The 15799-nt window shown below is 72.0% G+C and carries 19 protein-coding genes; 6 read left to right on the top strand and 13 right to left on the bottom strand.

What is annotated here, in order from left to right; translation table 11 throughout:
- Window positions 1-96 precede the first annotated feature (96 nt).
- Entirely contained in the window at window positions 97-438 is a 342-nt protein-coding gene (locus tag E1298_RS17460; RefSeq protein ID WP_131894478.1) for a hypothetical protein, read from the top strand.
- Between the two features lie 48 nt (window positions 439-486).
- Here the strand turns inward: E1298_RS17460 and E1298_RS17455 are convergent, their stop codons facing one another.
- From E1298_RS17455 to E1298_RS17445, 3 genes are all read right to left on the bottom strand, one after another.
- Window positions 487-1920 carry an aldehyde dehydrogenase gene (locus E1298_RS17455; RefSeq protein WP_131894476.1) on the bottom strand — a complete coding sequence of 478 codons (1434 nt, stop codon included), beginning with the start codon at window positions 1918-1920 and terminating at the stop codon, window positions 487-489.
- A gap of 126 nt (window positions 1921-2046) precedes the next feature.
- Window positions 2047-2520 carry a cytidine/deoxycytidylate deaminase family protein gene (locus E1298_RS17450; RefSeq protein WP_243725631.1) on the bottom strand — a complete coding sequence of 158 codons (474 nt, stop codon included), beginning with the start codon at window positions 2518-2520 and terminating at the stop codon, window positions 2047-2049.
- Window positions 2513-3199: a RibD family protein gene (locus E1298_RS17445; protein WP_165975504.1), complete on the bottom strand. Its 687-nt coding sequence runs from the start codon at window positions 3197-3199 to the stop codon at window positions 2513-2515. Before E1298_RS17445 ends, E1298_RS17450 begins: the two co-directional genes overlap by 8 nt.
- 104 nt (window positions 3200-3303) lie before the next feature.
- On the opposite strand from E1298_RS17445, the gene E1298_RS17440 reads away from it, so the two are divergent.
- Together E1298_RS17440 and E1298_RS17435 are read left to right on the top strand one after the other, a co-directional pair.
- On the top strand, window positions 3304-4437 hold the full coding sequence (locus E1298_RS17440; protein WP_131894474.1) for an exonuclease SbcCD subunit D: 1134 nt from the start codon (window positions 3304-3306) through the stop codon (window positions 4435-4437).
- The gene (locus E1298_RS17435) at window positions 4434-7457 is read left to right on the top strand and encodes an AAA family ATPase (RefSeq protein ID WP_131894472.1); all 3024 of its coding nucleotides are present in this window, start codon (window positions 4434-4436) and stop codon (window positions 7455-7457) included. Before E1298_RS17440 ends, E1298_RS17435 begins: the two co-directional genes overlap by 4 nt.
- 17 nt (window positions 7458-7474) lie before the next feature.
- On the opposite strand, the gene E1298_RS17430 is transcribed toward E1298_RS17435, so the two are convergent.
- The 3 genes from E1298_RS17430 to E1298_RS17420 are packed head-to-tail and all read right to left on the bottom strand — an operon-like array spanning window position 7475 to window position 8276.
- Window positions 7475-7690: a BldC family transcriptional regulator gene (locus tag E1298_RS17430; RefSeq protein ID WP_131894470.1), complete on the bottom strand. Its 216-nt coding sequence runs from the start codon at window positions 7688-7690 to the stop codon at window positions 7475-7477.
- Window positions 7663-7905: a hypothetical protein gene (locus E1298_RS17425; RefSeq protein ID WP_131894468.1), complete on the bottom strand. Its 243-nt coding sequence runs from the start codon at window positions 7903-7905 to the stop codon at window positions 7663-7665. The genes E1298_RS17430 and E1298_RS17425 overlap by 28 nt, the downstream gene beginning before the upstream one ends.
- On the bottom strand, window positions 7902-8276 hold the full coding sequence (locus E1298_RS17420) for an ATP-binding protein (protein ID WP_131894466.1): 375 nt from the start codon (window positions 8274-8276) through the stop codon (window positions 7902-7904). Before E1298_RS17420 ends, E1298_RS17425 begins: the two co-directional genes overlap by 4 nt.
- A gap of 138 nt (window positions 8277-8414) precedes the next feature.
- On the opposite strand from E1298_RS17420, the gene E1298_RS17415 reads away from it, so the two are divergent.
- The 3 genes from E1298_RS17415 (at window position 8415) to E1298_RS17405 (ending at window position 9694) form a co-directional block, all read left to right on the top strand.
- Complete coding sequence (locus tag E1298_RS17415) at window positions 8415-9230, top strand: helix-turn-helix domain-containing protein (protein ID WP_165975503.1); 816 nt, start codon at window positions 8415-8417, stop codon at window positions 9228-9230.
- Window positions 9218-9412, top strand: a complete 195-nt coding sequence (locus E1298_RS17410; RefSeq protein WP_131894462.1) for a DUF397 domain-containing protein — start codon at window positions 9218-9220, stop codon at window positions 9410-9412. Before E1298_RS17415 ends, E1298_RS17410 begins: the two co-directional genes overlap by 13 nt.
- A gap of 87 nt (window positions 9413-9499) precedes the next feature.
- Window positions 9500-9694, top strand: coding sequence for a DUF397 domain-containing protein (locus tag E1298_RS17405; RefSeq protein ID WP_131894460.1), 195 nt, complete (start codon window positions 9500-9502; stop codon window positions 9692-9694).
- Between the two features lie 72 nt (window positions 9695-9766).
- Here E1298_RS17405 and E1298_RS17400 read toward each other — a convergent pair whose 3' ends face one another.
- The 7 genes from E1298_RS17400 to E1298_RS17370 form a co-directional block, all read right to left on the bottom strand.
- Complete coding sequence (locus tag E1298_RS17400) at window positions 9767-10921, bottom strand: methyltransferase domain-containing protein (RefSeq protein WP_165975502.1); 1155 nt, start codon at window positions 10919-10921, stop codon at window positions 9767-9769.
- The gene (gene tgmB / locus E1298_RS17395) at window positions 10918-11889 is read right to left on the bottom strand and encodes an ATP-grasp ribosomal peptide maturase (RefSeq protein WP_131894456.1); all 972 of its coding nucleotides are present in this window, start codon (window positions 11887-11889) and stop codon (window positions 10918-10920) included. Before tgmB ends, E1298_RS17400 begins: the two co-directional genes overlap by 4 nt.
- A 453-nt stretch (window positions 11890-12342) precedes the next feature.
- Complete coding sequence (locus E1298_RS17390; RefSeq protein ID WP_131894454.1) at window positions 12343-13134, bottom strand: SAM-dependent methyltransferase; 792 nt, start codon at window positions 13132-13134, stop codon at window positions 12343-12345.
- Between the two features lie 49 nt (window positions 13135-13183).
- Window positions 13184-13975, bottom strand: a complete 792-nt coding sequence (locus E1298_RS17385; protein WP_131894452.1) for an SAM-dependent methyltransferase — start codon at window positions 13973-13975, stop codon at window positions 13184-13186.
- 109 nt (window positions 13976-14084) lie between these two features.
- On the bottom strand, window positions 14085-14453 hold the full coding sequence (locus E1298_RS17380) for a PH domain-containing protein (RefSeq protein ID WP_131894450.1): 369 nt from the start codon (window positions 14451-14453) through the stop codon (window positions 14085-14087).
- A gap of 99 nt (window positions 14454-14552) precedes the next feature.
- Window positions 14553-14873 carry a GroES family chaperonin gene (locus E1298_RS17375; RefSeq protein WP_131894448.1) on the bottom strand — a complete coding sequence of 107 codons (321 nt, stop codon included), beginning with the start codon at window positions 14871-14873 and terminating at the stop codon, window positions 14553-14555.
- Between the two features lie 10 nt (window positions 14874-14883).
- Window positions 14884-15795: an NAD-dependent epimerase/dehydratase family protein gene (locus E1298_RS17370; protein WP_131894446.1), complete on the bottom strand. Its 912-nt coding sequence runs from the start codon at window positions 15793-15795 to the stop codon at window positions 14884-14886.
- Window positions 15796-15799: the final 4 nt, after the last annotated feature.

Genomic DNA, 15799 nt, shown 5'->3' with positions numbered 1-15799 from the left:
AAGAGACATGTGTTATTGAGTCTTCTTTTTGGTTTTTATTGATGGTTCGGGGACCACCGAAGCCGGAACGAGCCTTATCGTCGGCAGCGTCAAGATGTGTATAAGAGGCAGGTCGGGCTCTGCGACGGCGACGTGCTCGTCCTGTGCGGGCGGGACGTCCCGGCGCCGACCCTCATCGGGCTCGTGGACCTGTGCCTCACCCAGGGCGCCACCCTCGCCGGCGTGCACGGCACCGGCGCCCGCGCCCTGCTCGACGCCGTCCTGCGCCACGACGCGACGGCCGCCATCGTGACGCCGGACAAGCTCCGCGCCATCGCCTTCGACCACGGGACGATCCCCGTGCCGGGCGTGCGGCTGCTGGTCACGGGCGTCCCGTCGACCGAGGCCGTGCGCGCCTGCCGCACCCGCCACGGCTGGACGGTGTCGCTGCTGTCCTGACCGTCCGCGCCGGCGGGCCGTGCCCACGTGCGGCCGTCCTCCGTCCGGTCAGGCGGGGCGGGGGATGGACTTGTGCTCCAGGTAGGCGGTCAGGCCCTCGGGGCCCAACTCGCGGCCCATGCCGCTGCTCTTGTAGCCGCCGAACGGGGTGTTGGGGTCGAGGGTGTACATGTTCACGCCGCAGCTCCCCGTGCGGATCCGGCGCGCCACGTCGACGCCGTGGTCGACGTCGGAGGTCCAGACCGAGCCGCCGAGGCCGTAGTCGCTGTCGTTGGCGATCCGGACGGCGTCCGCCTCGTCCTCGTAGGGGATGAGGACGAGCACCGGGCCGAAGATCTCCTCGCGGGCGATGCGCATGTCGTTGGCGACGCCGCCGAACACCGTCGGGGCGACGTACCAGCCGCGGTCGCGGGGGCGGTCGAGGCCACCGGTGATGATCTTGGCGCCCTCGTCCTGGCCGATGCGGATGTAGTCCTCCACGCGCTCCTGCTGCCGCCGCGCGACCAGCGGGCCGATCTCGGTGGCGTAGTCGGCGGGGTCGCCGACCGCGAGGCCGCCGACCATGGCCGCGAGGGCGCCCGCGACCTCGTCGTAGCGGCGGCGGGACGCCAGGATGCGGGTCTGCGCGGCGCACGCCTCGCCGTTGTTCATCAGCGAGGCCATCTTCAGGCCCTCGACGGTGCTCGCGAGGTCCGCGTCGTCCAGGACGATCGCCGCGGACTTGCCGCCGAGCTCCAGCGTGACCCGCTTGAGCCGCTCGCCGCAGACCGCGCCGATCCTGCGCCCGGCGGCGGTGGAGCCGGTGAAGGAGACCTTGTCGACGTCCCGATGCGCGACGAGGTGCGCGCCTGCCTCGCGCCCGGCCGGGACGATGTTGACGACGCCGTCCGGGATCCCGGCCTCCCGGATCCACTCGGCGAGCAGGAAGCCGTCCAGAGGCGTCTCGGGGGACGGCTTGGCGACCACGGTGCACCCGGCGATGAGGGCAGGCGCGAGCTTGAGCATCAGCGTGAACTGCGGGACGTTCCACGGGACGATCGCGGCGACGACGCCGACCGGCTCCCGGGTCACGGTGACGGGCCCGAGCATCCCCTGGCGCTCGTCCTCCCAGGTATAGCAGGAGGCGAGGTCGACGTAGTACTGGAGCACCATCTGCGGGATGGCGGCCTGCCCGAAGACCGAGAACAGGATGGGCGAGCCCATCTCGGCGGTGACGAGGTCGGCCATCTCCTGCTGCCGCTCGGCGTAGATCGCCGAGAGCCGGCCGACGATCTCCGCGCGCTCGGCGGGCGTCATCCGCGGCCACGGGCCCCGGTCGAACGCGCGCCGCGCGGCGGCGACCGCCGCGTCGATGTCGGCCGCGGTGCCGTCGGGGACGCGCCCGATGACCTCCTCGGTGTGCGGGGAGACGACCTCGATCGTGCCGGTGCCGGCCGGTGCGGCCCACTCGCCGCCGATGAACAGCCGATCGTGCTCGCGCATGCTGCCGTGCCTCCTGCTCGACGGGAGCGACCCGGTGATCTTGACCGAATGCTTGCTTGGTCACAGCATCGCACGGCGGACGGGGGCCTTGGCAAGAGGGGATGAGACTCCGGTCTCACCGGTTCCTCAGCCGCCCGGCCCCCGCAGCAGGTGGGCGTTCGGCTCGCGGGCGCGCCCGGCCAGCTCCGGCAGCTCGACCAGCGCGACGCCCGCCGCGGCGAGGATCTCCGCGCCCGTCCCCTCGGCGAACAGCGTCGGCTCCCGCCAGGCGAACACGACGCGGCCCGCGCCCGAGGCGACGATCAGCTCCGCGCACGGGCGCGGGCGCGACGCGCGGTCGCCGCACGGTTCGAGCGAGCTGTAGACGGTGGCGCCCGCCAGGCCGCCGCCCGCCTTGGCCAGGGCCGACTCCTCCGCGTGGTCGTGCGGGTCCTTCTCGCGGGAGAAGCCCCGCGCGATCTCGCGTCCGTCCGCGTCCACGACGACGGCGCCGACCGAGAACGCCGTCCGCGACGGCGGGCACAGGCGCGCCAGGTCGCAGGCCAGGGCGAGCCAGCCCAGGTCGTCCCGGACCAGGTCGTGCGGGGGCGCGTCAGCCACGCCCGGTCCCGGGCAGGAAGCGCAGCAGCGCCAGGTTGCCGATGCGGGTGATCTCCTCCAGGCGCATCGGACGGTCCGGCGCCTGCGGGAACACCCCGGAGCCCACGAACCTCGGCGCGGACGGGTCGCCGATGAAGAACGGCGCCACCACGAGCTGCAGCTCGTCCACCATCCCCGACGTCAGGAACAGCGTGTGGATCCCGCCGCCGCCCTCCACCATCAGCCGCCGGACGCCCCGGGCGGCGAGGTCGCCCAGCACGGTCCCGAGCGTGAGCGGGTCGCCCGCGTCGACGACCTCGGCGCGGCCGTCCAGCCGCACCGCCAGGCCGCCCGCCGCGCCCGTCGGCGCGTACACCAGCTTCGGCGACCCGCCCGTGGTGAAGAACCGCGCGTCCGGGTCCAGGTCGCCGCTCCAGGTCAGCGTCACCTTGGTCAGGTCGGGCGGCAGCCCCCGCGCGGCGCGCTTCTCGCGGCGCGCCGGCGAGCGGATCAGCAGCCGGGGGTCGTCGGCGCGGACGGTGCCCGCCCCGACCAGGATCGCGTCGCAGCCGGCCCGCACCGCGTCGACCCGGTCGAAGTCGGCGGGGCTGGACAGCCGCAGCCGCTCCGGTGTCGCGTCGTCGATATAGCCGTCGACGGACATCGCGCAGCTCAGCAGCACATAGGGACGCTCGCTCACGGCGCCAGCCTAGAGCGTGCGGGAAGGGAAATCAGAGATCGTTTGGGATGGGTCGGCGTTTCTGCGCGGGATGTGTCGGAGGGGGTGCCTATGGTTGCTGCGACATGCGAATCCTCCACACCTCCGACTGGCATCTCGGCAGATCGTTCCACCGCGAGGACCTGCTGGCCGCTCAGGCGGCGTTCGTCGACCACCTGGTCGAGACCGTCCGGGCCGAGAAGGTGGACCTCGTGCTGGTGTCCGGCGACGTCTACGACCGGGCGCTGCCCGCCGTGGACGCGGTGCGGCTGTTCGACGACACGCTGGGACGGCTGAAGGGCCTCGCCCGCGTCGTGCTGATCGCGGGCAACCACGACTCGGTGCACCGCCTCGGGTTCGGGTCCGCGCTGATGGACGACGCCGGGGTGCACGTCCGCACCGACTTCTCGACGGTCGGCGAGCCGGTGGTCGTCGGCGACGCGGCCGTGTACGGCGTCCCGTACCTGGAGCCCGAGCTCGTCCGCCACCCGTGGGACCTCGACGAGCGCAGCCACGCCGCGACGCTGGCCGAGGCGATGCGCCGCGTCCGGGCCGACGCCGCGCACCGCGGCCCGGGCGTCCGGTCGGTCGTGCTGGCGCACGCGTTCGTGACCGGCGGCGAGGCCAGCGAGAGCGAGCGCGACATCTCCGTCGGCGGCTCGTCCCATGTGCCCGCGTCGGTGTTCGAGGGCGTCGACTACGCGGCGCTCGGCCACCTGCACGGCCGCTGGAGCATCACCGACCGCGTCCGCTACTCGGGCTCGCCGCTGGCCTACTCGTTCTCCGAGGAGCGGCACGTCAAGGGCTCCTGGCTGATCGACCTGCGTGATGACGGGCTCTCGGCGGAGTTCGTGGAGGCCCCCGTCCCGCGCCGCGTGGCCCGCATCCGCGGACGCATCGAAGACCTGCTCACCGACGCCCGGTTCGAGCAGTACGAAGACCGCTGGCTCCAGGTGACGCTCACCGACCGGCGCCGTCCGTCCGCCGCGATGGAGCGCGTGCGCCGCCGGTTCCCGCACGCGCTCGTCCTCGGCTTCGAGCCCGAGGGCGGCGGGACGGACGGGTCCCGCACCTGGTCCGAGCGGGTGCGCGAGCGGTCCGAGCTCGACATCGCGGGCGACTTCGTGGCCGAGGTGACCGACGGGCCGGCCAGCGGCGCCGAGCGCGCGCTGCTGCACGAGGCGTTCGAGCACTGCCGCCGGAAGGAGGCGCTCACGTGAGGCTGCACCGGCTGGAGATGACCGCGTTCGGCCCCTTCTCCGCCACGGAGGAGATCGACTTCGACGCGCTGTCGGACGCCGGGCTGTTCCTCATCCAGGGCCGGACGGGCGCGGGCAAGACCAGCGTGCTCGACGCGGTGTGCTTCGCGCTCTACGGGCAGGTGCCCGGCGCGCGCAACGCGGTCAAGGGCCTGCGCAGCGACCACGCGCCGCCCGGGCTGGCTCCGCGCGTGGTGCTGGAGACGACCGTGCGCGGGCGGCGGCTGCGCATCAGCCGCTCCCCGGCGTGGGAGCGGCCCAAGCGGCGCGGCTCGGGCGTCACCACCGAGCACGCCAACGTCCTGCTGGAGGAGTGCGAGCACGGCGCGTGGGTCGCGCTGACGACGCGGCTCGACGAGGCGGGCGACCTCGTGTCCACGCTGCTCGGCATGAACGCGGCGCAGTTCTGCCAGGTGGCGATGCTGCCGCAGGGCGAGTTCGCCGGGTTCCTGCGCGCCGGCGCCGACGACCGCCGCAAGGTCCTGGAGCGGCTCTTCGCCGCCGAGGTGTTCACGCAGGTGGAGAAGTGGCTGGCCGACCGCCGCGCCGCGACCGGGCGCGAGGCCGCCGAGCTGGGCGCGCGGGCGGTGTCGATCGCCGACCGGATCGCCGAGGCGGCCGGCTCCCCGGCGCCGCGCGCGGAGCGTCCGTCCGTCCCGCCGCCGCGCCGCGGGGACGCGGCCGCCGAGCCCCTCGCGGAGGTCGAGGCGCTGCCCGCGTGGGCGACGGAGCTGGCGGGCGTGCACGGCGACGTCCGCGCCGTGGCCGAGGAGCTGCGCGCCGGGGTCGCGGCGACGCTGGAGGCGGCCCGCGCCGCGCTGAACGACGCCACCGCCCTCGCCGAGCGGCGGCGGCGCCACGCCGACGCGCTCGCCCGCCGGGAGGCCCTCACCGAGCGGGCCGGGGAGCGCTCGCGGGTCGCGTCGACGCTCGACGCCGCCGCCCGCGCCGACCGGGTCGTCCCGCTGGTGAAGGCGGTCGCCGACCGGGACGCGCGGGTCCGGCAGGCGCGCCGCTGGGCCGACGAGACCCGCGCGCGCGTCGCGGCGATGCTGCCGCCGAACGCGTCCCAGGACGTCCTCGCCAAGGCCGAGCGGGCCCGCCGCGACGAGGTCGCGGCGCTGGAGGGCCGGCGCGGCACGGCCGCGCGGCTGCGCGACATCGAGACCGCGCGGGCCGGGCTCGCCCGCGAGCTGGAACGGCTGGAGCAGGACGACGCGCGCGTCGCCGCGGCCCTCGCCGACCTCCCGGCGCGCGTCGAGGCCCGCCGCTCCGAGCTGGACGACGCGCGCGCCGCGGCGGCGGGTCTGCCCGGCGCGGAGGCCGCCGTCGACGGCGCCCGCCACACGCTCGACGCCGCGCAGCGCCGCGACCAGGTCGGGCACCTGCTCGCCGAGATCGAGGAGCTGCACCGCGCCGCCGTCGACGCCGCGCAGGAGGCGCGCCAGCTCGTCCAGGACCTGCGGCAGGCGCGGCTGGACGGCATGGCGGCCGTCCTCGCCGAGGAGCTGCACGACGGCGAGCCGTGCCGGGTCTGCGGCGCGACCGAGCACCCGGGCCCCGCCACCTCCCTCGCGCTGATCCCCACCGAGGAGCAGATCGAGGCGGCCCAGGCCGACTACGACCGCGCCCAGGACGAGCGCGAGCGGAGCGCGGGCGAGGTCGAGGCCCGGCGCACCGAGCGCGACGGCCTCCTGGAGACCGCCGGCGAGATGACCGTCGACGCCCTCGGCGAGGAGCTCGCCGCCGCCGAGCACGCCCTGGCGGCCGTCACGGCCCGCGCCGCCGAGGCGGAGCGGCTGGAGGCCGCCCTGCACCGCGACGAGCTGGAGCTCGACCGCGTCCGCGACGCCCGCCAGGAGATCGGCGGCGCCCTCACCGAGCACCGCACCCGCGACGCCGAGCTGGCCGCCGAGCAGGCCCGCCTGCGCTCGGAGCTGGACGAGGCGCGCGGCGGCGACGCGACGCTGGAGGCCCGCATCGCCCGGCTCGCCCGCGAGGCGGACGCGCTCGCCGAGGCCGTCGAGGCGCTGCGCGCGGCCGACGCCGCCGCCGGAGAGCTGGCCGCCGCGCGCGCCGCCGCGAAGGCCGCCGCCGAGGCCGAGGGGTTCCGCACGCCCGACGACGTGGCCGCCGCCGCGATGCCCGACGAGGACCAGGCGCGCCTGCGCGACCGGGTGCGCCGCTTCGACGACGAGGAGGCCGCCGTCCGCGACCTGCTCGCCGACCCGGCGCTGGCCTCGGCCGCCGCCGGGCCGGGCCCCGACCTGCCGGGCCTGCGCGCCGCGCTCGACGCCGCGGAGGCCGCCCACTCCGGCGCCGCGTCCGCCGCCGACCGCGCCCGCCACCGCTGCGACCGCCTCGCCGAGCTGCGCGCCGAGCTGGCGCGGGCCGTCCGCGACTGGCGGCCCGCCGCGCAGCGGCACGAGGTCGCCGACCGGCTCGCGGGCCTCGCCTCCGGCAAGTCCGCCGCGAACCGGCGCGCGATGTCGCTGTCGGCGTACGTGCTGGCCGCGCGGCTGGAGCAGGTCGTCGCCGCCGCCAACGAGCGGCTCGCGCGGATGTCGGCGGGCCGCTACGCGCTCGTCCACACCGTCGACAAGGCGGCGGGCGACCGCAGCAAGAGCGCGGGCGGCCTCGGCCTGCGCGTCGCCGACGCCTGGACGGGCCTGGAGCGCGACCCGGTCACGCTGTCGGGCGGCGAATCGTTCATCACCTCGCTGTCGCTCGCGCTGGGCCTCGCCGACGTCGTCACCGCCGAGGCGGGCGGCACCGAGATCGGCACCCTGTTCGTCGACGAGGGCTTCGGCACGCTCGACGAGGAGACGCTCGACGAGGTCATGGACGTCCTGGACGGCCTGCGCGACGGCGGCCGGGCGGTCGGCATCGTCAGCCACGTCGCCGAGCTGCGCGCGCGCATCCCCGCCCAGCTCCGCATCACCAAGGACCGCACCGGCTCCACCGCCAAGATCACCGTCTGACGGAATGCCACTGTCCGTTACCGCCCGGACATCAGGTAAGTGACCTGTTGGCGGCTGAACCGCCGCACACCGCCCGGGGTGCGGATGCTGGACAGCTTCCCGTCATTCGCCCATCGCGTCACCGTTTTCGGGTCGACGCGGAAGATGTTGGCCACGTCACCAGGGGAAAGAAGCTGGCCAGGACCGAAGTCCCAGCCATCGACAATCACCGACTCGATCGTCCGCTTGCCCATTGGAGGGTTTCCTTCTCATTGAAGTATTCGGCGGGTGCGACCGGGGGCAGTGCCAGGCCACGCATGGACAGGACGAGCCGGGCGTGTTGGACACGGGCGAATGCCGTGCGGCGTTCCGCGCCGGACATGACGTCCGAGGCCAACCACGGGCTGTAGACGCGCAGGACGGCGGCCTGATACAGCGTGTCGGCGGCGATCTCTTCGGGGGTGCTCATGCCGCTACCCACTCAGCGCAAACGACCTTCCCTTCGGGGTTGTCGCTGCGCGCCGCACTCCAGCGGGTCGCGAGCTTGCCGACGACCCCCAGGCCGCGACCGTTGGGAACCAGGGACGCGCCCGTAAACCGGGACACAGGGAGGGTTTCGTCGGAGTCCCAGACCTCTACGCAGTACACGCCGCCCCGGGAGTAGGCACACACCATGATCGTGTCGCCGGTCTTGGTGTGTGTAATGGCATTGGTCACCAGCTCCGACGTGACCAAGCGAAGGTCGTCGATGTCGACCGGCCAGTCCTCAGCGTCAGCGATCTTCGCGACGTGGTCACGGGCCTTCTTGGCACTGGCCTTCTCGGTAGGAAGAATGATCATCCTGCCCGGCCCTCCCTTCCCTGCTACCAGTGGATTTCCTGTTCACAGAGTGGTAGCCGGCGGCTACGCTGAGAAGCGACGAGCACCTCAGCGGCCAGATGTATAGACCCCCCGGCGCGAATTATGGAGGATTACGGGATGGCTCCCCGCAACCACACCACAGCGACACGTTCGTTTGGTACGGCGATCAGGACCATCCGCGAGTCCAAGCAGCCGAAGATCAGTCAGCGGCAGCTCGCCGAGCTGATGCACGTGTCCGAGTCCCTGGTCGCCGCGTGGGAGTCCGGCCGCCAGCACCCCAAGCCCGCATACCTCCCCCAGTTGATCTCTATCCTTGAGATCGACACCGGGATGCTGCTGCGGATCCTGGGGGATCTGATGGAAGGCGAGACCTCGCCGGAGTGGACGGATAGGTGGAGTACCATCGAAGATGCCGCCGACATCCTGCTGTCCTACGAGCATTCGTTCATACCAGGAATCCTGCAAGTGGAGAATTATGCTCGTCCAGTCGTTCAATTCACACAGCCGCTTGGCGATGTAAGTCAAAAACTGAACAGCAGAATGAGCCGCAAGGAGATTCTCCAGAAAGAGGATGCGGCAATCTGTTCGTTCATCATCCAGGAACGCGCGCTCTACAACCTGGTTGGGTCTCCAGCGGTTATGCGCGAACAGATGCATGCACTGATCGAGGAGGCGCATCGGCCGAACGTCACGATTCAAGTCCTTCCAGATGATGCCGGATGTCACCCCGGCCAGGCTGGAGCGTTCATGATCGCGAAGCTTGAGGGCAACGAATACGTATATCAAGATGGAACGTGGCGCGGCCATGTCATGGAGGACGAGCACGATATTACCGAGTTTGCCCGCATCTGGTTGACTATCCAGGCGGAGACGTTCAATAAGAAGGCATCGATTGAGTTGATAGAGAAGGTGGAAGAACAATGGAGCAGGTAAACTGGCGTAAGAGCATCAAGTCGAGCACGAACGGAGAGAATTGCGTAGAGCTGGGTCGTACGCCAGACGCAGTCGCCGCCCGCGACAGCAAGAGCCCTGACGGTCCGCACCACACGTTCAGCGTCGCGGTGATGGCCGACCTGTTCGAGAGAATCCGGCGCGGCCGGTACGACCTGAGCTAGCGTCGGCATCAGAGGCTCACCAGCCGATGTGACCAGACCGATGGTCGGCTTAGCTGGATGTCTGGGCCGAGGACAAGGCGGTAGAGCATGGAGCAAGTGAACTGGCGCAAGAGCGTTAGGTCGAGCAGCAACGGAGAGAACTGCGTAGAGCTAGCCAAGCTGCCTCGTGGCGTCGCCACGCGCGACAGCAAGGACCCGGACGGCGCGCGCCACACGTTCACTGTCGCCGCGATGGCGGACCTGTTCGAGGAGATTCGTAGCGGCCGGTACGACCTGGGTTAGCGCGCGCGCCCGGGAGGACGTAACCGGCCGCCCGTCCGTTGCCCGCTCGCACAGCGCTTCTGCCAGCGGTCATCACAGCGGCCACGACGGGCCGTCTGGGGACATGTGCCACAGGACGTGGTCGCCGTTGGGGGCGACGGTCAGGCCGTACTCTTCGCGTGGTGGTCGGCTGAGGGTGATCCACTCCCGGTGGACTGCCTCCAGTTGGTCCCACAGCCTCGCCGGGCCCCCCTGGGTCACGGTGAGAGCGCCGTCGGCATCGGTCGTCTGGTTGGCCCAAGAGCCGCTGTGGTCGAGTAGCCAGAACTGTTCGGGCGCATCGTCGGGCAGCAACCATAGTTGCTCAGCGTTCACGCAGAGCGCGGCGAGCATCCCGAACGTTTCGTCCGTGAGCGCGTCAGCGCCGACGCTGGCAGGGCGCGTGGTCCCCTCGTCCTCGCCATGCTCGGTACGGACTCGGAGGGCTTCGAGAAGCTCAGAGGCTGGAACGCGCGGGTACGTCCGCGTCGGCATGAAGCCGCCGAAGAACGGCATGAAGCGACCCGAGGCGCACCCTTCCTCTACACGCAGCCGGGCAAGAGCTCCGCCGCCCAGCTCGCGATACAGGTTGACCAGGATCAACCCACCATCGCGGACTTGGGCGAGCCATGCCCGGGGCACTTCGGGAAGCGAGCAGGTGGCGATGATTCGGTCATAGGGGGCGCCGCCTGGGTACCCTGCCGCCCCATCCACGGTGACCAAGGTCGGCTGGTAGCCCAGTGCCGAGAGACGCCCCCGGGCCGTCTCCACCAGTTCGGCCGCGATATCGACGCTCACTACCTGTTCATCTGAGCCCAGGCCCGCGCACAGGAGCCCGGCGTTGTAACCGGTCCCGGTGCCGATCTCCAGGACGCGTTCGGGGCCGGTGATCTCCAATGCTTCGAGCATCTCGGCCATCAGCGACGGTTGAGAGGACGAGGAGACTGAGAATGTGCCGTCCACCTCGGTTATCAACGGCTCGTCGGTGTAGACCTGCTCCAGCCACTCGCGACGCCGGGCGGGGGCGGTGCCGTCCACTGGCGTGAACGTGCCGTCTGGCTGTCTGCCCAGGAAGCGCGGTACGAAGGCATGGCGGGGCACGTGCTCGAAGGCGGCGGTCCACCGGGGGTCCCGGAGTGATCCCGCCTTGGTCAGTTCCGCGACCAATGCGCGCCGTAGGTCGTCGGCTCTCTCGTCAGTGTCGCTCATGTCATGGTCTCCTCGCGTGTGAGCGCATCGGCGATGGCCGCCGCTATGGGTTGTCCGGTGGCTTGCTCGATCCATGCCCACTGCCCGTTCGGGTTGACCTCCAGAAAGACCCAGCCACGATCGGGGCAGACCAGGAAGTCGAAGGCCCCGAACCGTAGCCGTAGCGCGTCCATGAGGGCCATGACGCCGCGCCGCACGGGTCCGGGGACTTCGGCCGGCTCGTAGGTCACAGCGTCGTAGTCGCTTCTCCAGTCGAGTTCTGCGGCCGGCGAGCGCGCGTGGAGCGCGGCGGCGAACATCCGGCCGTCTATCACGGTCAGGCGCACGGCGTGATCGTGCTTGATCCGCTCTTGGAACAGGTGAGCCGTCCCGGCGACTCCGGCGGCATCCTGGCCGTCCAGGTCACCGGGCGCGACGACCGAGGCGTATAGCGTCCTGCCGTCGCCGGGGCGGGCGTGCGTCAACGGCTTGTAGATGACCTCGCCCACGTCGGCAGCGAAGTCTCGGGCCTCGGCCGGGTCGCTGGTGATGAGCGTCGCGGGTATGAGCAGCCCGGCGGACGACGCCTCGGCAAGTTGCATGGGCTTGTAGGCGGCGTATCCGGAGTGGTGGGGGTGGTTCAGCCAGCGGTCGGAGGCCATGAGGAGCCCGCCCAGTCCGGCGCGTGCCTCGGCCGTCGCCCATGCCCGCTCTGTGGGGTCCATTTCGCCGAAGCCGAAGAGCGTCGGCCGACGGAAGTAGGCGCCGCCGATCCCCTGGAGATCGAGTGTTCGGCCGTTGCCCAAGCGCAGGGCGCCGCGCCACGGGCTGTCACTGTCCAGGCGTCCGGTGAAGGTGAGGCGGCGGGGGAAGTCGGCCGTGTCGAAACGGAAGACCGACACCCCCCGCCGATTCAACTCCTCGACCACGTGATCGGCGGTCGGGTCGAACCAGTGCGTGAGCACCAGCACCGCGCCGGGTCGGTTCATGTGCCGGTCGCATCCTCGTCGTTGTCCGGCGGCTTGCGGTCGTCGCTGTTGGTGGCGGCCTCGCGACCGTGTCCGCGTCGTCGTGGCCCAGTGGAGCCCCGAGGGGAAAATGCGTTCCCGCTCGATCGAGATCATTCACCGTCATATGGTGCGGCCCTCCTGCTGTTTCGGTGCTGTATCTCCATTGAGAGAACCCTCCTGGCTGCCGGGAGTCCAGCCCTCGGGTCATACGGGACTCCCTCTCTGCCGGGCTCTGCTGGCCCGGCTCCTGTTAGCAGAGCTCGGCCTGCCAGCCGGTGAACACCGCCGCGTCGGCGTGCCGGGGCAACTCACCGGCGTGGCCGGGTGGCCCGTATGTCTCCCAGTGCGCATGTCACCCGGGGCGGTCTGCGGGCGTTCGGGGGCGCGGTTGCCGGGATCACCGTCTGAGCGGCGGCGTGTCCGGCGGCACGGTCAGGGGTGGCGGCCGACGGCGGCCATGAGCCAGCCGGACGGCGGGTCGTACGGGCGGTCCGGGCGCCACTCGGGCGCGAGGGCCAGCCCGGGGTCGACGAGGTCGAGGCCCTCGAACAGGCGCGCCAGCCGGGCGGACGAGCGGAACGTCAGCCGGATGCCGACCCGCTCGGTCAGCTCCCGGTGGGCGTCCCAGTCGGCGGCGGTGAGGTGGTCGGCGAGGAAGTCGCACACGGCCAGGTGGCTTCCGGGCGCCATCGCGTCGCGGAACGCCCGGACGACGCCGTCCGGGTCGTCCTCGTCCGGGACATGGCTCAGCATCGAGATCATCAGGATGCCGACCGGGCGGTCCCAGTCGATGAGCGCGGCCACCTCGGGATGCCCGATGATCTCGCGCGGCCGGCGGGCGTCGCCGTGCAGGGCGCCCGCGGTCGGCACCGAGTGCAGCAGCGCCTGGTAATGCACCACGGCGACGCGGTCGATGTCGACGTAGACGACGCGTCCGGCGGGGTCGGTGCCGTGGACGACCTCGTGGACGTTGCCCTTGCCGGGCAGCCCGCAGCCGAGGTCGATGAACTGCCGCACGCCCGCTTCGAGCATGAAGCGGACGGCGCGCCGCATGAACTTGCGGTTCTCGCGGGGGAGCAGGTGTGCGACGCGGTGCGCGGCGAGTGCCGCCGACGCGGCGTCGCGGTCGGCGCCGTAGTTGTCCTTGCCGCCGAGCGAGAAGTCGTAGACGCGGGCGCTCGCGGGCCCGGCGAATCCGAGGTCGGGCGTCTCGCCGTCTGTCATCTGCCTCTCCTGCGGCTGGAGTTCGGGGGGAGCCGGCGGGCGGCCGTTCCTAGAGCCTGCGTCCAATACCCGCCAGCAGCCAGCCGGTCGCGGGCTCGTGCGGGCGGTCGGGCCGCCAGTCGGGGGCCGGGACGAGCCCCGGCGCGAGCAGTTCCAGGCCGTCGAAGAACGACGCGAGCCGCGAGCGGGGACGGAAGGTCACCACCACTCCGCTCTCGGCGACCATCCTGTCGCGGGCGGCGCGGTCGGCGTCGGTCAGGCCCTCCTCGGCGAAGTCGCACACGGCCAGATGGCTCCCGGGCGCCATCACGTCGCGGAACCCGGCGACCGCTGCCTCGGGGTCCTCCTCGTCGCGGACGAGGTCGAGCACCGCCGTCATCAGGATCCCGACCGGGCGGCCGAGGTCGATGAGCGCGGCGACCTCCGGATCGGCGAGGACCTCGCCGGGCTTGCGGACGTCGCCGCGCACCGCGGTCGCCGTCGGGACCGAATGCAGCAGGGCCTGGTAGTGGACGACGGCGACCGGGTCGGTGTCGACGTAGACGACGCGTCCGGCGGGGTCGGTGCCGTGGACGACCTCGTGGACGTTGCCCTTGCCGGGCAGTCCGCAGCCGAGGTCGATGAATTGCCGCACGCCCGCTTCGAGCATGAAGCGGATGGCGCGCCGCATGAACTTGCGGTTCTCGCGGGGGAGCAGCCGGGCGGCCGGGAACGCTCCGAACGCCTCGATGGCGATCTCGCGGTCGGCGCCGTAGTTGTCCTTGCCGCCGAGCGAGAAGTCGTAGATGCGGGAGGCGGCGGGGGCGGTCAGGCCGAGGTCGGACGGTTCGGGGTGGGTCATCGTGTTCCCCTCGACTGGGAGCGGGGGTGGGTCGAGAGAAGCCCCAGCCTAATGGATCACGATCACGGTGTGCAGAGGGCGGGTCGCGCAAAGTGGCGGCCCTTTTTCGTCAGCGGGCGATGTACTGCAGGATCACGTCGTGGACGTGGTGGCACTTGTCGTTGCCCCGGAACTCCACCTCGTAGGTGTGCGCGCCCACGTTGATCGCGATCGAGCCGGAGGAGAAGTAGGAGCCCGCCCACGACTTGCCGCCGACCACGCTGACGGAGGTGATCTTCGAGTACGGGATGCTGGTGATCGCGAACCGCTTGCCGGCGAAGCTCTTGTCCTGGATGATCACCCGCCGGTCGGTGAGGCCGAGGAACCCGGTGCCCGCGCCCGTGGCGTCGTAGACCGCGATGATCTGCTCGCCCGGCAGCAGCCCGCTCTCGATCTGCTTGAGCTGGCCCGACCGGTCGTGCGGGATCTGGTTGCCCATGCGTCCTCCTGTGCTCGGCGGTCTCCCCGTTCGACGAACCGGCGGCCGGACCCGTTCCGGCCGGGCTGCCTAGTGGGGCCGCGTGGAGGGCGGTGCCGGTTAGAGGTAGAGGCCGGTGCCGTGTTCGGGGCGCTCGCTGGCGATGGCGTGCAGGTCGCGCTCCCGCATGATCAGGTAGTTCTCGCCCTGGATCTCGACCTCGTACTGGTCGCTCGGGTGGAACAGCACGCGGTCGCCCGGCTTGACGATCCGGACATGGTGGCCGACCCCGCAGACCTCGCCCCACACCAGGCGGTTGCCCGACTCGACCGTCGCGGGGATCACGATCCCGCCGGTGCTGCGGCGCTCGCCGCTGTCCTTCTCGACCCGGATCATGACACGGTCGTGGAGCATCTGGACTTCGAACTTCGGTTCGGACACCCTGGGGATTTTATCCGTTCCGGTGGGTCAGGGCGTCCCATGATCCGGAGATGATGTCCGGCAGGGCCGAGCGGGCGGGCCGCCAGCCCAGCCCGGCCGCGATCGCGGAGGCGTCGCAGACCAGTACGGGCGGCTCGGGGCGCGGCGGGCGCCGCAGGGTGGGCACGGGCCGCCCGGTGACCTCCTCCACGGCCGCGACCACCTCGTGGACGGCCGCTCCCGCGCCGCTGCCCACGTTGTAGACGCGCTCCTCGCCGGGCCGCGCGGCCTCCAGGGCCAGGACGTAGGCGGCGGCCAGGTCGTCCACATGGAGGTACTCGCGGACCGCCGAGCCGTCGCCGTTGACCTCCAGGTGCGGGGCCCGCCCGGCGGCCACGGCGAGCGCCTTCGGGATCAGCCGGGTCTCGTCGGGGTCGCCCCGCCCGTCCACCGAGCCCGCGACGTTGAACGTGCGCAGCACCACCGCGCCGATCGCGCCCGTCCGGGCGTGGAAGCGGACGGCCTGCTCGGCGGCCAGCTTGGACGCGCCGTACGGGCTGGTGGGCGCGGTCGCCTCCGTCTCGGGGATCGGCTGCCTCTCGGGGGCGCCGTAAACTGCGGCTGTCGACCCGTACACGACGCGGGGCGCGTCCACGGCCTCCAGGAGGTTGACCGTCCCCTGCACGTTGGAGGCGAAGAACCGGAGGGGCCCGGCGAACGACTCGCGGACGCGGGTCAGCGCCGCGAGATGGCACACCCCGTCATAGGGCCCCTCGGGCAGCCCGCCCGGCTCCAGCAGATCCCCGGCGACCTCCCGTACCCCTGCGGGGAGCACGGCCCCCGCCCGCCGGACGAGCCCGTCGACCTCATGCCCGGCGGCGACCAGCCGCCGCGCGACCGCGTACCCGACATACCCCGCCGCTCCGGTCACCAAGATGCGCATCCCC

Origin of the sequence: Actinomadura rubrisoli, assembly GCF_004349215.1 — a bacterium.
In the GTDB taxonomy this organism is placed as follows: Bacteria; Actinomycetota; Actinomycetes; order Streptosporangiales; family Streptosporangiaceae; genus Spirillospora; species Spirillospora rubrisoli.
Note: the sequence above shows the minus strand (reverse complement) of the source record. Positions and strands in the feature narration are given on the sequence as shown.

Coding starts and splice junctions, on each gene's coding strand:
- E1298_RS17440 (WP_131894474.1), top strand. CDS start 3,304: ATGCGAATCCTCCACACCTCCGACTGGCATCTCGGCAGATCGTTCCAC.
- tgmB (WP_131894456.1), bottom strand. CDS start 11,889: ATGAACCGACCCGGCGCGGTGCTGGTGCTCACGCACTGGTTCGACCCG.
- E1298_RS17410 (WP_131894462.1), top strand. CDS start 9,218: ATGGAGCAGGTAAACTGGCGTAAGAGCATCAAGTCGAGCACGAACGGA.
- E1298_RS17385 (WP_131894452.1), bottom strand. CDS start 13,975: ATGACCCACCCCGAACCGTCCGACCTCGGCCTGACCGCCCCCGCCGCC.
- E1298_RS17455 (WP_131894476.1), bottom strand. CDS start 1,920: ATGCGCGAGCACGATCGGCTGTTCATCGGCGGCGAGTGGGCCGCACCG.
- E1298_RS17380 (WP_131894450.1), bottom strand. CDS start 14,453: ATGGGCAACCAGATCCCGCACGACCGGTCGGGCCAGCTCAAGCAGATC.
- E1298_RS17425 (WP_131894468.1), bottom strand. CDS start 7,905: ATGAGCACCCCCGAAGAGATCGCCGCCGACACGCTGTATCAGGCCGCC.
- E1298_RS17415 (WP_165975503.1), top strand. CDS start 8,415: ATGGCTCCCCGCAACCACACCACAGCGACACGTTCGTTTGGTACGGCG.
- E1298_RS17430 (WP_131894470.1), bottom strand. CDS start 7,690: ATGGGCAAGCGGACGATCGAGTCGGTGATTGTCGATGGCTGGGACTTC.
- E1298_RS17420 (WP_131894466.1), bottom strand. CDS start 8,276: ATGATCATTCTTCCTACCGAGAAGGCCAGTGCCAAGAAGGCCCGTGAC.
- E1298_RS17370 (WP_131894446.1), bottom strand. CDS start 15,795: ATGCGCATCTTGGTGACCGGAGCGGCGGGGTATGTCGGGTACGCGGTC.
- E1298_RS17390 (WP_131894454.1), bottom strand. CDS start 13,134: ATGACAGACGGCGAGACGCCCGACCTCGGATTCGCCGGGCCCGCGAGC.
- E1298_RS17405 (WP_131894460.1), top strand. CDS start 9,500: ATGGAGCAAGTGAACTGGCGCAAGAGCGTTAGGTCGAGCAGCAACGGA.
- E1298_RS17400 (WP_165975502.1), bottom strand. CDS start 10,921: ATGAGCGACACTGACGAGAGAGCCGACGACCTACGGCGCGCATTGGTC.